This window comes from Mycobacterium sp. (assembly GCF_035623875.1).
Classification (GTDB): Bacteria; Actinomycetota; Actinomycetes; order Mycobacteriales; family Mycobacteriaceae; genus Mycobacterium.
In genome coordinates, this window is record NZ_DASPSP010000316.1 from 1 (window position 1) to 14,057 (window position 14,057).

The following is a 14,057-nucleotide window of genomic DNA, read 5'->3' on the forward strand; positions in this document are numbered from 1 at the left end:
CAGCCTGTGTTGGAGCTTTTGCGACGGCGACATCAAACCCGGTATTCACACCGGGGTGTCGGCCGATGTGACCGGTGGCTACGCCGAGCTGATGCCGGCCCACGACAGCATGCTGTTCGCGGTGCCCGATTCGGTGCCCGACGAGTTGGCTGTGTTCGCCGACCCGTTTTCGGTGTCGCTGCACGCCATTACGCGCCACCCGCCGCCGCCTTCGGGCCGAGCCCTGGTTTATGGCGCCGGCTCGCTGGGATTGTGCGCGGTGGCGATCCTGCGGGCCCTGTACCCGGACGTGGCGGTCGCGGTGGTAGCCCGTTTTGACGCCCAGGCGCAGCTGGCCCGCCGGTTCGGCGCCGCGATCGTGATGGCGCACGAGCCCCGGCTGGCCGTCATCGAAGAGCTGGTGGGTTGGGGTGGCGGCCGGCTGTGGCAGCCATTGCAAGGTTTGCCGATGGCGCACCCCGGTGCCGTCGACGTCGTCTACGACACCGTCGGGAAACCGGAGACCTTCGAAGTCGGGGTGCGGGTGCTCACCTCGCGGGGGACGCTGGTCAAGGCCGGCGTGCACGCGCCGGGCCGGTGGGAGTGGAGTCCGTTGTACTTCAAGGAAATCAGCTGGGTCGGCAGCAACGCGTTCGGGGTCGAGGAGGTCGACGGGCAGCGCAAGCACGCGATTGCGCACTACCTCGACCTGGCTGCCGACGGCCGAATTGATCTGCGCCCCATGCTGACTCACACGTTCCGGCTCGACCACTGGCGGGACGCCTTCCTGGCCATCGCCAACCAAGGCGAAAGCGGCGCGGTGAAGGTCGCTTTCGACCAGCGCGCTACGCGCTAGTCGACACGCTGCGCACCCCATGGATTGCAATACCCACGGCATTTTCAACTGCGACTTGTAGCCGTTCGGTGGTATTGCCTTCTTGCAGGCAAACGAGTGCAGCGGCAATCGCTGCACCCATAACCGAGCCGATGACGGCGGCAGCGGCCGCTGGGTCAAGCGTGTCCGGGTAGGCGCGGTGGAGCGCTTGGGCGAGTTGGTTTTCAGCGAGAAAATAGCGGTGCAGGGTGGCTGCTTGGACGGCTGGCACGGAGATGATCATGGGTAGCCGCACCGCCGCCAGCCCACCGTCGACCTCCTCAGTGAGGGCGTCGGTCAGCATGTGCTGCATAGCAGCCACCACGACCTCGGCCATCGGATCATCGGGGCCGCGCTGCTCGATGAGGGCCACCGCGGCATCGATCCGGCGGGATAAGTGCGGAAAAAGGACCTCATCCTTGCTCGCGAAGTAGTTGAAGAACGTCTTCGTGGAAACCCCTGCGGCGGAGGCGATTTCGGCCACAGTGGTCTGCTCGTAGCCGTTCTTGTCGAAAAGCCGCATCGCGGCGATGATCAACTTCTGCCTGGTCTGCTGGCGTTTGCGTTGTCGCAGACCCATCTCGTTGGCCGTCACCCGTTCCTCCCGTTATTTACATCTGATGTAATGTTATAGCTAATGTAAAAATCATCGGAGGAGGACCACCCATGGGGCGGTTCGAGAACGCGGTGGCGATCGTCACCGGCGGCGCAATGGGTTTAGGCGAGGCGCTGTGTGCGGAGATGGGGCGTCGCGGCGCGACGGTCGTGATCGCCGACATCGACGGCGACGCCGCAGGTCAGGTAGCGGGGCGCTTGGCAGAAAGCGGTGCAGCGGCGGTTGCCGTGCGGGTCGACGTGGCCGACGAAGCCGAGGTCGCGAAGCTGATCGAGCGCACGGTGGCCGAATATGGACGCGTCGACTACATGATCAACAACGCCGGCATCGCGATCGGCGGGGATTGTCGTGACCTCTCGATGCAGCAGTGGCGTCGAGTGCTCGATGTCGACCTGCTGGGCGTCGTGTATGGGACGGTGCACGCCTATCAGGCAATGGCGCGTCAAGGCCATGGGCACATCGTCAACATCTCCTCGCTCAGCGGGCTAATTCCCCAGCCGGGCAATAGTGCTTACTGCACGAGCAAGCACGGGATCGTCGGACTTTCGCTTTCGCTACGGGCCGAGGGAGCAGACCTTGGGGTGAAAGTCAGCGCAGCGTGTCCTGGAGACATGAAAACCAAAATCTACGACAACATGGTCGTTGCCAACATGCCACGCGAGCAGGTCGCGACCTTAAGTCGCCGGACGCACTATCTGATGCCCCAGATGAGTGCCCAAGCCGCTGCACGTGCGATCCTGCGCGGCGTGGGTCGCAATCGGCCGCTGATCGTGTTTCCCGCCGCGGTCCAGATCATCTGGCACTTGTATCGTCGGTTTCCGGGACTGTTTTATCGGATCAACATTCATCGCATGAGACTCTTCCGTGGCCTTAGAGCCGTCCCCGGGGGCGAGGACGTCGCTACCACGTAACGGTCGAACTTCCGACGCCGCAAAGGGCGGTAGGCCGCTACATCGGGTTGGTGCGCAGATACGCGTAGATTCCGGCGAAGCCGGCGTTGACCTCGTCGGGAATCGGGACCGGACCACCGAGAGCTCTTGCCCCCCAGACAATTTGCGCGGTGCGCTCCACCAGGGCGGTGACGTGCAGTACTTTGTCCGGCCGCGGCCCCACCGCCACCAGCCCGTGGTTGGCAATCAGCGCGGCGGCCCGCCCTTCCAGGGCCTTCACCGCGTTGCTGCCCACCTCGGGCGTGGCTGACGCGGCGTAATCGGCGCAGCGGATGTCGCCGCCGCAGTAGATGGCGAATTCGTCGATGCACGCGGGAATCGGCTGGTGCGCGATCGCGAACATGGTGGCCCACACCGGATGACTGTGGATGACGCTGCCGATGTCGTCGAACGCCTGATAACAGGCCAGGTGCAACTTCATCTCCGTCGATGGTGATCGGCCCTCGGCGGCGTGCAGCACACCACCGTCCGGATCGACCAGCACCAAGTCGTCGAGCGTCATGTCGGAGTAATCGACCGACGAGGGGGTGATGACGAGGTTGCCATCCTCGCGTCGGGCCGAGATATTGCCCGCCGTTCCCTCGACCAGCCCGCGGCGCAGCATGTCCTTGGCCGCGGCCAGCACCGCGGCCTCCGGGTTGACCACGGATTTCACGGATGTCATGGTCCGAGCACCTCCGGGTTGACGATATGGGCGGGCGTCTTGCCGGACAGCAGCGCTTCCAGGTCGTCGGCCACCATCTGTGCCTGCCGCGCCTCAGTGTTCCACGTGGCGCCGCCAATGTGGGGGGTGAGCACCACATTGGGCATCGCCACCAACGGGTGATCGGTCGGCAGCCATTCCCCGACGAAGTGGTCCAGGCCCGCGGCGGATACCTTGCCGCTGCGCAGCGCCTCGACGAGCGCGTCGGTGTCGTGCAGCTGAGCCCGTGCGGTGTTGAGGAAGACCGCGCCGTCACGCATGGCCGCGAATTGCTTGGCACCGATCAGCCCGGTGGTGTCAGCGGTGACCGGCGCGTGCAGGGAGACGATGTCGGCCTCGGCGAGTAGTTCGTCCAGGCTGTGTCGGGCCTCGTCGTTGTACGGGTCATAGGCGATGACGCGCATGCCGAGCCCGGCCATCCGCCACTGCACCGCCCGCCCAACGGCGCCGAGGCCGATCAGCCCGGCTGTTCGGCCGGCGACTTCCCACGCGCGGAAGCGTTGATAGGGAATGCTGCCGTCGCGGAACACCTCTCCGGCCCGCACGTCGGCGTCGGCGCCCAGCACCTGGCGGGTGGCGGCGAAAAGCAGCGCGAGCGTCATCTCGGCGACCGCGTCGGCGTTGCGGCCCGGGGTGTTCAGCACCGGAATCCCGGCCGCGGTCGCACCCGCGACGTCGACGTTGTTGGGGTCCCCGCGAGTGGAGGCGATGGCCCGCAATCCCAATTCGAATACCGGCCCGCTTACCGAATCGCTCTCCACGACAACGATATCGGCGGCTTCGGAGGAGATCCGATCGGCCAGCTGCTGGGCGGTGTAAATGCGCAGCGGGGTCTGTTCGATCCACGGGTCGTAGACCACATCGGCCAGCCGCCGCAACTTTTCGAACCCCTCGCCACGCAACGGGGCCGTCACCAAAGCACGCGTCACGACTGCCAATGCTGGCGTACGGTGACGCCCGTGTCACGCGAAGAGGTCACAATCGGCATCGACATCGGCACTACCGCTGTCAAAGCGGTGGCCGCCGACGAGGATGGTCGGGTGGTCGCGCGGGCACGAATCCCGCATGAGCTGCGGGTGCCGACGCCGGATCGGCTGGAGCACAACGCCGACGAGGCGTGGCGACTGGGTCCGCTGGCAGCACTGGAGCAACTGGCGCGGCCAGATGCGCTGGCGGTGGCCGTCTCCGCGATGGTGCCGTCGATGACCGCGGTCGATTCCGGCGGCCATCCGATCACGCCGGGGCTGCTGTACGGGGATAGTCGGGGCCGGGTCGCCGGCGCAGACGGCGCGGGCCCATTCCCGGTGGGCGAGGCCGCTGAATTTCTGCGCTGGACGGCCACCCAAGCGCCCGATGCGGCCGGCTACTGGCCGGCGCCGGCGGTGGCCAATTACGCGCTGGCCGGCGAGGCGGTCATCGACTTCCCCACGGCCTTCACCGCCGTTCCGCTTTTCGACGGCAGCGGCTGGAATGTCGAAGCCTGCGCGGAACGCGGTGTGACGGTCGACCGGATGCCCCGCGTCGAAGCACCGGGCGTTACTGCCGGGCAACTGCCCGGTGCCGGCGCCGTGCTGGCGGTAGGCGCCATCGACGCCCTGTGCGAGCAGATGGTGGCCGGCGCAGACGACGACGGCGACGTGCTGGTGCTGTGCGGCACCACCTTGATCGTCTGGGTCACCATCCCAGAGGCGCGGCAAGTGCCGGGCCTGTGGACTATCCCGCACATGACCGGAAAAAGTCAGATCGGCGGAGCGAGCAACGCCGGCGGGCTGTTTCTCGGCTGGGTCGATCGTGTCCTGGGACCGGGCGACCCGGCGGCGGTGGATCCGCGGCGAGTGCCGGTGTGGTCGCCGTACCTACGCGGCGAACGCGCGCCCTTCCACGACCCGGACCGTCGCGGGATCCTCGACGGGCTGGATCTCACCCACGATGCGGCAACGCTGCGCCGGGCCGCCTACGAGGCGTCGGGCTTCGTCGTTCGTCAGCTCATCGAGCTGAGCGGGGCGAAGGTATCGCGGGTTGTGGCCGCAGGTGGCGGTACTCGAGTCGAGCCGTGGCTGCGGGCCATCGCCGATGCCACCGGTCGACCGGTGGAGGTGTCGGGAGTGGCCGAGGGCGCGGCGCTGGGTGCGGCTTTCCTCAGCCGGATGGCGGTCGGTCGGGAGTCGGCAATCACCGACGCGGCCCGATGGGCCGCTATCGAGCGCGTCGTCCAACCAGATCCCGCGTGGACCGACCCGATGGAGGACCGCTACGGACGGTTTCTCGAGCTGGCCGGGCAGCCCTCGTTACGGTAGCGCCGCCGACACGTATCGGATGTCGCCGAACGCGACCATGGTCGGACCTTCAGGGAAGTCAAAACCGTTGTCGGCGTACAGCTCTGGTGTGGTATGGATCGTCGTCTGCCAGCCGCGTTCGGTCAGGTACTCGACGGCGTCGTTACGCTCGCCGTCGTAGACCAAATCGGCCCAGTTGAGGTCCAATCCGAGTCGGCGCCAACGCTCGCTGATCTCTTTGCCCCGTTTAGCGATGCGGCCGTGGATATCCGGGACGTAGCCAGTACCCAGTCGGCTTCCGCAGAAACTGAGCGCGGTGATGTTGTCGAACAACCGGTCTTGAGCTTCCGGCGGCAGATAGCCCAGCAGCCCCTCGGCGATCCAGGCTGTCCGGCGCCCCGAATCAAATCCGTTGTCCTGCAAGGCTTGCGGCCAGTCATCGCGCAGGTCGACGGCCACCGCCCTGCGGTCGGCGGACGGAGCCGCGCCCAGATCGGCCAGCGTGCGGGTCTTGAATTCAATGACCCGGGGCTGGTCGATTTCATAGATCACGGTGTTCGGCGGCCACGGCAGCCGGTACGCGCGCGTGTCGAGCCCGGCGGCCAGGATGACGGCCTGACGCACACCCGACGCCGTGGCGTCGGCGAAGAAGCTGTCGAAGAATCGGGTGCGCACCGCCATTCCCTCGGCCAGCCGCCGCGGGGTGAATGCGGGGTCGTCTTCCACCAGCTCGATTTCGCCGTTCATCATCCTGATGAAGGCGTCGACTCCGACCGCGTTCACCAGCGGCTCGGCGAAGGGATCGTCGATCAGCGGATTCGGTCCCTTTGCCGCCATCGCGCGCCGGGCGGCCACCGCCGTGGCGGTGGCGCCCACGCTGGACGCCAGATCCCAACTGTCGCCGTCATGTCGTTTGGTGTCGCCCGCGGCCATGGTTACGCGTCCTTTTTTGCGAGCCGGTCGCGGGTTGCGATGACGGAGACGATGTTGCGGAACGCCGCCAGTTCTTCGTCGGTGGGGAAGGCGCGACCGTAGTCAGCGAAGAGCTCCCGTCGTGGGCGGGCGGCCACCTGCCAACCCCGATCGCTGAGATACTCCGCGACGTTGTGCCGCTCGCCCTCGTAGAACAGCTCCGACAAATCGACGTCACAGCCCAGATCGGCCCACCGAGCGTTCATCGCGTTGCCGCGTTCCGCCATCGTCGGACCGCCATCCGGGTGGTATTCGGTGGCCAGTTGGCTGCCCGGGGCGCTGAGCGCGGTGATGTGGTCGAACAGCCGGTCCTGCGCCTCGGGCGGCAGGTACATCAACAGCCCTTCGGCGCTCCAGGCTGCCGGTTTGGTATCGTCAAAACCGCTGCCGCGCAACGCAGTCGGCCAGTCTTCACGCAGGTCGATGCTGACCGTGCGGCGCTCGGCCGTCGGCTCGGCGCCCAGTTGTGCCATGGTGTCGGTTTTGAACTTGATGACCTTGGGCTGGTCGACTTCGTAAACGACGGTGCCGGGGGGCCAGGCTAGCCGGTACGCCCTGGCGTCCAGGCCGGCAGCCAGAATCACGGCCTGACCGATGCCCGCCGCGGCCGCGCTGGTGAAGAAGTCATCGAAAAACCGGGTGCGCACCGCCAGTGAGTCGGTCTCCGTTTGCAATTCCACATTGCCGGTTTCACCCACGTCAGTCGGGCTGATCTCGCCGTCGACCGCGCGGGTGAAGAAATCGATCCCCACCGCCCGCACCAGCGGGGCGGCGAACGGGTCGTTGATGATCGGGTCGGTGTCTTCAGTGGCCAGCGCGCGGGCGACGGCCACCATCGTCGCGGTGGCGCCCACGCTGGACGCCAGGTCCCAAGTGTCGCTGTCGCTGCGCGCCATGATCACGCCTCCTTCAGCTGGGGTTCGGCAAATTGGTCGTTGATCAGCGGGTTCCGGTTTCTCGTCGGCACCGTTAAATTCCAGGTGTCGCCCCCAGACCGCGCCCCACTCATCTGTGCCCATGCGCGTCATACCCACCCCTTCGACCGAAAACCACCGCCGACTTGATACTTAGCCAAGGTAAAGAGCCACTGAAACTGTACGCCTCGTTGCTGTGTGCGGGACCACCCGTTTGCGGGGGAGCGCGACTACCGCTGTTAGTCTCGTAGACTGTCTGACGCGCGCTGGACACCTCCTGGCCTGCGAGTGCTTGGCGCGTGACGCAGGACCATCCGACGCTGGTCACACCAGCCCCGTTGGCATGCCGCGACCAGAGACCGGCTGCGCAGGAGGAAGAGTGCTTTCGGCTTTCATCTCATCGCTGCGAACAGTCGACCTGAGACGGAAGATCCTGTTCACGCTGGGCATCGTCGTGCTCTACCGCGTGGGCGCGTCACTGCCGTCACCCGGCGTCAACTACCCGAACGTGCAGAAGTGCATCGCGCAGGTCAGTGGCGGCGAAGCGGCCCAGATCTACTCGCTGATCAACCTGTTTTCCGGCGGTGCGCTGCTGCAGCTGACCGTGTTCGCGGTCGGGGTGATGCCCTACATCACCGCGAGCATCATTGTGCAGCTGCTCACCGTGGTCATCCCAAGGTTTGAAGAGCTGCGGAAAGAAGGCCAATCCGGTCAGGCCAAGATGACGCAGTACACGCGTTATCTGGCGATCGCGCTGGCCATCCTGCAGGCCACCAGCATCGTGGCGCTGGCTGCCAACGGAGGGCTGCTGCAGGGCTGCAACCTGGACATCATCGCCAACCAGAGCGTCTTCACGCTGGTCGTCATCGTGTTTGTGATGACCGCGGGCGCGGGGCTGGTGATGTGGATGGGCGAGTTGATCACCGAGCGCGGCATCGGCAACGGTATGTCGCTGTTGATTTTCGCCGGCATCGCAGCCCGCATCCCCAGCCAGGGCAAGGCCATCCTGGACAGCCGCGGCGGGGTGATGTTCACCGCGGTCTGCGTGGCAGCACTGATCATCGTCGTCGGCGTGGTGTTCGTCGAGCAGGGCCAGCGCCGCATCCCGGTGCAGTACGCCAAGCGCATGGTGGGCCGGCGGATGTACGGCGGCACCTCGACGTATCTGCCGCTCAAGGTCAACCAGGCGGGTGTTATCCCGGTCATTTTCGCATCGTCGCTGATCTACATTCCGCATCTGATCACCCAGCTGATCCGCAGCGGAAGCGGCGGTATGGGCAATACCTGGTGGGACAAATTCGTCGCCAATTACCTGTCCAACCCCGCCAGCCCGGTTTATGTCAGCATCTATTTCGGACTGATCATCTTCTTCACGTACTTCTACGTGTCGATCACGTTCAACCCCGACGAACGTGCCGACGAGATGAAGAAATTCGGTGGCTTCATCCCCGGCATCCGACCGGGCAAGCCGACCGCCGACTACCTGCGTTATGTGCTGAGCAGGATTACCCTGCCGGGTTCGATCTACCTCGGTCTCATTGCGGTGCTGCCGAACCTCTTCCTCAAGATCGGCAACACCGGAACGGCGCAGAACCTGCCGTTCGGTGGCACCGCGGTGCTGATCGCGATCGGCGTCGGCTTGGATACGGTGAAACAGATCGAAAGTCAGTTGATGCAGCGCAACTACGAAGGGTTCCTCAAGTGAGAGTTGTGTTGCTTGGTCCGCCCGGAGCGGGTAAGGGCACGCAGGCCGAGAAGCTGGCCGAGAACCTCGAAATACCGCACCTGTCCACCGGCGAGCTTTTCCGGCACAACATCAGCACCGGCACCAAGCTCGGTCTGGAAGCCAAGCGCTACCTGGATGCCGGCGATCTGGTGCCGTCTGAGCTGACCAACGAACTCGTCGACGACCGGCTGAAGGATCCGGATGTCGGCGAAGGTTTCATCCTGGACGGTTACCCCCGCTCGGTGCCGCAGGCCCAAGCACTGCATGACATGCTCGAGCGCCGGGGAATCCAGCTCGACGCGGTGCTGGAGTTTCGCGTACCCGAAGATACGTTGTTCGAGCGGCTCAAGGCGCGCGGCCGCGCCGACGATACCGACGACGTCATCCGCAATCGGATGAACGTCTACCGCGACGAGACCGCGCCGCTGCTGGAGTACTACAACAGCGAGCTGAAGACCGTCGATGCGGTCGGCACGGTCGACGAAGTATTCGCCCGCGCGCTACAGGCCCTGGGCACATAACGGTGATCGCCCTGGGCGGGCTGCGCAGTCGCAAGGTCGTGCCGCAGCGCAGCGTCGGCGAACTCGACGCGATGGCCGCTGCGGGTGCTGTGGTCGCCGCCGCATTGGCGGCGGTGCGTATGGCCGCAGTCCCGGGGGCGTCGACGCGAAACCTCGACGAGATTGCCGAATCGGTGATCCGCGACGCCGGCGCGACGCCGTCGTTCCTCGGCTACCACGGCTATCCGGCGTCCATCTGCGCGTCGGTCAACGACCACGTCGTGCATGGCATCCCGTCCGCCGGCGAGACACTCGTCTCCGGTGACCTGGTGTCGGTCGACTGTGGCGCAATCCTGGACGGCTGGCACGGTGACGCCGCGATCACGTTCGGTGTCGGACCACTCATCCCCGCCGACGAAGTGCTGTCGCAGGCGACCAAAGAGTCGATGGAGGCCGGGATCGCCGCGATGGTTCCCGGCAATCGCTTGACCGACGTGTCGCATGCGATCGAAACCGCCACCCATGCGGCCGAGGCCCGCTACGGGCGGGCGTTCGGCATCGTCGAGGGCTACGGCGGACACGGCATCGGCAGGCAGATGCACATGGATCCGTTTCTGCCCAACGAGGGAGCTCCCGGACGCGGGCCGCTGCTGGCTCACCGATCGGTGCTGGCCATCGAGCCGATGCTGACGCTGGGAACACGCAAGACAGTGGTGCTGGACGACCAGTGGACAGTCACTACCGCCGACGGTTCGCGCGCTGCACACTGGGAACACACCGTCGCGGCCACCGACGACGGGCCGCGCATTCTGACCCTCGGGTGAACCAAACGGACACCTGAACCGTGTCATCACCGAGAGGCTGGTGATGGACATCCCGGGCACCGGCGCAGATGCGAACACTATTCAGCGGCTGTGGGACCAACACGCCGCTGCTTTGTGGCGCTATGCGTGGTGGTTGACCGGTGATTCTGCCCATGCCGAGGACGTGGTGCAGGAGACCTTGCTTCGGGCTTGGCAGCATCCGCACGTCCTCAACAACGGGCAGTCTCCACGCGCTTGGCTTTTCACCGTTGCCAGGAACATGGTCATCGACGACCGGCGCAGCGCCAGGTTCCGCAACGAGGTGATGTCGTCGGACGGGGCTGGTCCGCCGGAACCGGCTGGCCCCGACGAGCAGACGGGGACGTTGAACCGGGCGTTGATCGGCGACGCGATGGCGCAACTGTCCGCCGAACACCGCGCGGTGGTCGGCCGCTCGTACTACCTGGGTTGGACCACAGCCCAGATCGCCGCCGACCTCGGGATTGCCGAGGGCACGGTGAAGTCGCGGCTGCATTACGCGCTGCGAGGACTGCGCCGGGCTTTGTTGGAGATGGGGGTGACACGATGACCGACTATCGGGACCGCACGACGCCCCGCGACAGTGAGCCCGACACCCCCGACATGCGGGGCGGTGCGCACGACCACGCGATGTGGGACGCGGCGTATGTGTTGGGCGCCCTATCGGACGCCGACCGGCGTGAATTCGAGGCGCACCTGCAAGGCTGCACGTCGTGTCGCGGGGCCGTCGCTGAGCTGACCGCCATCTCGCCGCTGCTCTCGATGCTCGACTACGACCACGTGGTGGCGCCGGACGGCGCCGATGTGTCGGCCGCCGCGCCGCCATGCCCTGACCTGATGACGTCGCTGCTGGCCAAGGCGGACCAGCGGTCGGCCGGTGCGTCAGACCGCTCCGAACCCCAACCGTCGCTGATGCCGGCGGCGGCGGTCGATGCGCAGACGGTCTTCCCGATCTTTCGCACCGGCAACTATGCGCCCGTGCACGACGAGCTGACCGCCTTCGATCTACCGGTCCAAGGCAGCATCCCCGCCGAACTGAACGGCTGGTACCTGCGCAACGGCCCAAACCCGCGCGCGGGCGCGGGACACTGGTGTGTCGGTGACGGCATGGTGCACGGAATTCGGTTGGAGAACGGCCGCGCCGCGTGGTACCGCAACCGCTGGGTGCGCACCGAAAGCTTCGAGCATCCGTTCCCGGTCTACAACGACGACCGCACCCGGAACCTGCACTCCAGCATCGCCAATACCCACGTCGTACGGCACGCTGGCAAAACCCTTGCGCTGATGGAATTTTCGCTGCCCTACGAAATCAGCAACGACCTGAAGACCCTGGGCGTCTACGACTTCGGCGGCAAGTTGATGAACTCGATGACCGCGCACCCGAAAATCTGCCCGGCTACCGGCGAATTGCATTTCTTCGGGTCCGGCAACATCCTCGAACCCCATGTGGTCTACCACCGCGCGGACGCCAACGGGCAGTTGACAATCAATCGTCCCATCGACGTGCCCGCGCTGACATTGATGCACGACTTCGCGCTGACCGCAGAGCATGTGGTGTTCATGGACCTGCCGCTGCTGTTCAACCCGAGCCTCGCGCTCACGCAACAAAACGAAAACGATTTACCGTACCGGTGGCACGACCGCTACGGTGCTCGCCTGGGGGTGCTGCGCCGTGACGATCCCTATGGTCAGTTGCGCTGGTTCGACATCGACCCTTGCTTCGTCTTCCATATCGCCAACGCCTATGACAAGGCGAATTCCATAGTGCTGGAAGTCATCCGCTACCCCGAAATGTGGCGCGACAGCAGCGAGTTCGGGACCGACGCCGCGCTGTGGCGGTGGACGATCGATCTGGACACCGGGATGGTGCAGGAGAGCCAACTCGACGACCGCGTCGTGGAGTTCCCGCGCGTCGACGACCGGCTCGCCGGTGTGGCCGCCCGTTACTCCGTGGCCGTCGGCAGCGACACCCTGGTCCGCTACGACCTGCAGCGTGATACCGCGTCCGAGCATCGGTTCGGAGGACGCGGCGGCCATGGAGCGCCGGGTGCGCCGGGCGAGGCGGTGTTCGTGCCGGCCGCCGGGGAGTCCGACGAGCTTGCCGGCTGGTATTTGACGTACGTCTACGACCCGGTGACCGACGGCAGTGACCTGGTCGTCATCGACGCTTCGGACTTCGAGGGTGAGCCGGTGGCTCGCATCCGGCTGCCGCGACGGGTACCGCACGGATTCCACGGAAACTGGATTTCGGCCTGAATGTCAAGCCCATGGGACTGTAGCCTTGATGAACTGGAAGGGCGGCTAACTCGTATCACATGTCAGGAGGTGATCCAGTGAGTCGCACCACCAGCGCAGCAAACGCCGAAGAGGCTCTGATGAAGGCGCTCTACGACGAGCACGCCGGGCCCTTATGGCGTTATGCGCTGCGGTTGACCGGCGACGCGGCCCGGGCCGAAGATGTGGTCCAGGAGACGCTGTTGCGGGCATGGCAGCATCCAGAGGTCATCGGCGACACCGAACGTTCGGCGCGCGCGTGGTTGTTCACCGTTGCCCGCAACATGATCATCGATGAGCGACGCAGCCCACGGTTCCGCAATGTCGTTGGTTCGCTGGATGACTCAGGCGTACCCGAGCAGTCGGCACCCGACGAAGTGGACTCTGCTCTGGACCGGCTGCTGATCGCCGATGCGATGGCCCAAATGTCGCCCGAACATCGAGCCGTTGTCGAGCGATCCTACTACCGGGGTTGGAGCACCGCCCAGATAGCGGCTGATCTTGATATCGCCGAAGGAACCGTGAAATCGCGGCTACACTATGCCGTGCGGGCATTGCGCCTCACTCTGCAAGAGATGGGGGTGACCCGATGAAGACGCAACGGATCATCTGGACGGCCGTGGATCAGCCCATCCGCGCCGCCGTCGGTTCCGAATACTTGATGACGACGCCATATGGGAGCAAGCGATGAAGGTTATCCGAGGCTTCGGTCCGCCGGGCGAGAGCGAATTGCCCGCGGGCGACAGCCACGAGTACGCGACGTGGGACGCGGCCTACGTACTCGGATCGCTGTCGCCAGCCGATCGACGCGAGTTCGAGGCGCACCTGAGCGTGTGCCCGTCCTGCACACAGGCAGTTGCTGAGCTCAGCGGCGTGCCCGCTCTGCTGTCGAAGCTGGACAGCGAGACGGTGGCGGCGATGAACGACCAAACCGCCGAGCCTCCGATGGCTGCGGACCTGCTGCCGTCGTTGCTGTTCGCAGCCCGCCGGCGGCGGCGCCGCTCGCGCCTGGTGACCTGGTCAGCTTCGGCCGCCGCGGCCGCTGTGCTGGCGATCGGTGTGTTCGTCGGCGTTGCGAACCATTCCCCGACGTCTGTGCCGCCGCAGGCCAGCGTGTCGGCACTGCCGATGGCCCAAGTCGGCACCAAGGCGCTGGCCTCCACGGTCTCGCTCAGCAGCCAGAATTGGGGCACCGTCATCGATCTGCGGTGCGTCTGCCTGGCACCGGTGTACGCCCACCACGACAAGCTGGCGATGGTGGTGGTGAACCGCGATGGCACCCACACCCAGCTGGCGACCTGGGTAGCCGACCCGGGCCACACCGCCTCGCCCGCCGGCAGCATCTCGACGCCGGTCAACCAGATCGCATCGGTGCAAGTGGTTTCCGCCGACAACGGCAAGGTGCTGCTCGAGCGCTCTCTGTAAGTCGCT

The 14,057-nt window shown here is 65.7% G+C and carries 15 protein-coding genes and 1 pseudogene; 11 read left to right on the forward strand and 5 right to left on the reverse strand.

The genetic code is table 11. The features are described 5' to 3' along the window. On the forward strand, nucleotides 1-835 hold an 835-nt coding region (locus VEI45_RS25330; RefSeq protein ID WP_324857414.1), incomplete at its 5' end, for a zinc-binding dehydrogenase. Here VEI45_RS25330 and VEI45_RS25335 read toward each other — a convergent pair. Next, entirely contained in the window at nucleotides 825-1,448 is a 624-nt protein-coding gene (locus tag VEI45_RS25335) for a TetR/AcrR family transcriptional regulator (RefSeq protein WP_324857416.1), read from the reverse strand. The two genes, VEI45_RS25330 and VEI45_RS25335, sit on opposite strands and share 11 nt — an antisense overlap. Nucleotides 1,449-1,519: 71 nt before the next feature. On the opposite strand from VEI45_RS25335, the gene VEI45_RS25340 reads away from it, so the two are divergent. Beyond that, nucleotides 1,520-2,380, forward strand: a complete 861-nt coding sequence (locus VEI45_RS25340; protein WP_324857418.1) for an SDR family oxidoreductase — start codon at nucleotides 1,520-1,522, stop codon at nucleotides 2,378-2,380. A gap of 37 nt (nucleotides 2,381-2,417) precedes the next feature. On the opposite strand, the gene VEI45_RS25345 is transcribed toward VEI45_RS25340, so the two are convergent. Continuing rightward, the gene (locus VEI45_RS25345) at nucleotides 2,418-3,083 is read right to left on the reverse strand and encodes an L-fuculose-phosphate aldolase (RefSeq protein WP_324857420.1); all 666 of its coding nucleotides are present in this window, start codon (nucleotides 3,081-3,083) and stop codon (nucleotides 2,418-2,420) included. After that, a complete protein-coding gene (locus VEI45_RS25350; protein WP_324857422.1) occupies nucleotides 3,080-4,060 on the reverse strand; it encodes an NAD(P)-dependent oxidoreductase in 981 nt (326 codons plus the stop codon). Before VEI45_RS25350 ends, VEI45_RS25345 begins: the two co-directional genes overlap by 4 nt. Nucleotides 4,061-4,081: 21 nt before the next feature. Between VEI45_RS25350 and VEI45_RS25355 the strand changes: the two genes are divergently transcribed. Next, nucleotides 4,082-5,419, forward strand: coding sequence for a xylulokinase (locus VEI45_RS25355; RefSeq protein WP_324857424.1), 1,338 nt, complete (start codon nucleotides 4,082-4,084; stop codon nucleotides 5,417-5,419). On the opposite strand, the gene VEI45_RS25360 is transcribed toward VEI45_RS25355, so the two are convergent. Continuing rightward, on the reverse strand, nucleotides 5,411-6,331 hold the full coding sequence (locus tag VEI45_RS25360; RefSeq protein WP_324857426.1) for a class I SAM-dependent methyltransferase: 921 nt from the start codon (nucleotides 6,329-6,331) through the stop codon (nucleotides 5,411-5,413). The genes VEI45_RS25355 and VEI45_RS25360 overlap by 9 nt on opposite strands. A gap of 2 nt (nucleotides 6,332-6,333) precedes the next feature. Beyond that, nucleotides 6,334-7,266 (reverse strand): class I SAM-dependent methyltransferase, encoded by a 933-nt coding sequence (locus tag VEI45_RS25365; protein ID WP_324857428.1) that lies wholly within the window; start codon nucleotides 7,264-7,266, stop codon nucleotides 6,334-6,336. A gap of 397 nt (nucleotides 7,267-7,663) precedes the next feature. On the opposite strand from VEI45_RS25365, the gene secY reads away from it, so the two are divergent. The 8 genes and pseudogenes from secY (at nucleotide 7,664) to VEI45_RS25400 (ending at nucleotide 14,051) form a co-directional block, all read left to right on the forward strand. Further along, nucleotides 7,664-8,989 (forward strand): preprotein translocase subunit SecY, encoded by a 1,326-nt coding sequence (gene secY / locus VEI45_RS25370; protein ID WP_324857430.1) that lies wholly within the window; start codon nucleotides 7,664-7,666, stop codon nucleotides 8,987-8,989. Next, nucleotides 8,986-9,531 (forward strand): adenylate kinase, encoded by a 546-nt coding sequence (locus VEI45_RS25375; RefSeq protein ID WP_324857432.1) that lies wholly within the window; start codon nucleotides 8,986-8,988, stop codon nucleotides 9,529-9,531. The genes secY and VEI45_RS25375 overlap by 4 nt, the downstream gene beginning before the upstream one ends. Nucleotides 9,532-9,533: 2 nt before the next feature. Further along, a complete protein-coding gene (gene map, locus VEI45_RS25380; protein WP_324857434.1) occupies nucleotides 9,534-10,334 on the forward strand; it encodes a type I methionyl aminopeptidase in 801 nt (266 codons plus the stop codon). A 43-nt stretch (nucleotides 10,335-10,377) separates the two neighbouring features. Next, nucleotides 10,378-10,902 carry a sigma-70 family RNA polymerase sigma factor gene (locus VEI45_RS25385; protein ID WP_324857479.1) on the forward strand — a complete coding sequence of 175 codons (525 nt, stop codon included), beginning with the start codon at nucleotides 10,378-10,380 and terminating at the stop codon, nucleotides 10,900-10,902. Nucleotides 10,903-10,982: 80 nt separating this feature from the next. Then, a pseudogene (locus tag VEI45_RS26550) lies at nucleotides 10,983-11,036 on the forward strand (hypothetical protein); the annotation flags it as partial. Between the two features lie 228 nt (nucleotides 11,037-11,264). Further along, a complete protein-coding gene (locus VEI45_RS25390; protein ID WP_414687589.1) occupies nucleotides 11,265-12,608 on the forward strand; it encodes a carotenoid oxygenase family protein in 1,344 nt (447 codons plus the stop codon). A 77-nt stretch (nucleotides 12,609-12,685) separates the two neighbouring features. Next, a complete protein-coding gene (locus tag VEI45_RS25395) occupies nucleotides 12,686-13,219 on the forward strand; it encodes a sigma-70 family RNA polymerase sigma factor (RefSeq protein ID WP_324857436.1) in 534 nt (177 codons plus the stop codon). 94 nt (nucleotides 13,220-13,313) lie between these two features. Next, a complete protein-coding gene (locus tag VEI45_RS25400; protein ID WP_324857438.1) occupies nucleotides 13,314-14,051 on the forward strand; it encodes an anti-sigma factor family protein in 738 nt (245 codons plus the stop codon). Nucleotides 14,052-14,057: the final 6 nt, after the last annotated feature.

Coding starts and splice junctions, on each gene's coding strand:
- VEI45_RS25390 (WP_414687589.1), top strand. CDS start 11,265: ATGCCGGCGGCGGCGGTCGATGCGCAGACGGTCTTCCCGATCTTTCGC.
- VEI45_RS25385 (WP_324857479.1), top strand. CDS start 10,378: ATGGACATCCCGGGCACCGGCGCAGATGCGAACACTATTCAGCGGCTG.
- VEI45_RS25365 (WP_324857428.1), bottom strand. CDS start 7,266: ATGGCGCGCAGCGACAGCGACACTTGGGACCTGGCGTCCAGCGTGGGC.
- VEI45_RS25360 (WP_324857426.1), bottom strand. CDS start 6,331: ATGGCCGCGGGCGACACCAAACGACATGACGGCGACAGTTGGGATCTG.
- VEI45_RS25345 (WP_324857420.1), bottom strand. CDS start 3,083: ATGACATCCGTGAAATCCGTGGTCAACCCGGAGGCCGCGGTGCTGGCC.
- VEI45_RS25400 (WP_324857438.1), top strand. CDS start 13,314: ATGAAGGTTATCCGAGGCTTCGGTCCGCCGGGCGAGAGCGAATTGCCC.
- VEI45_RS25340 (WP_324857418.1), top strand. CDS start 1,520: ATGGGGCGGTTCGAGAACGCGGTGGCGATCGTCACCGGCGGCGCAATG.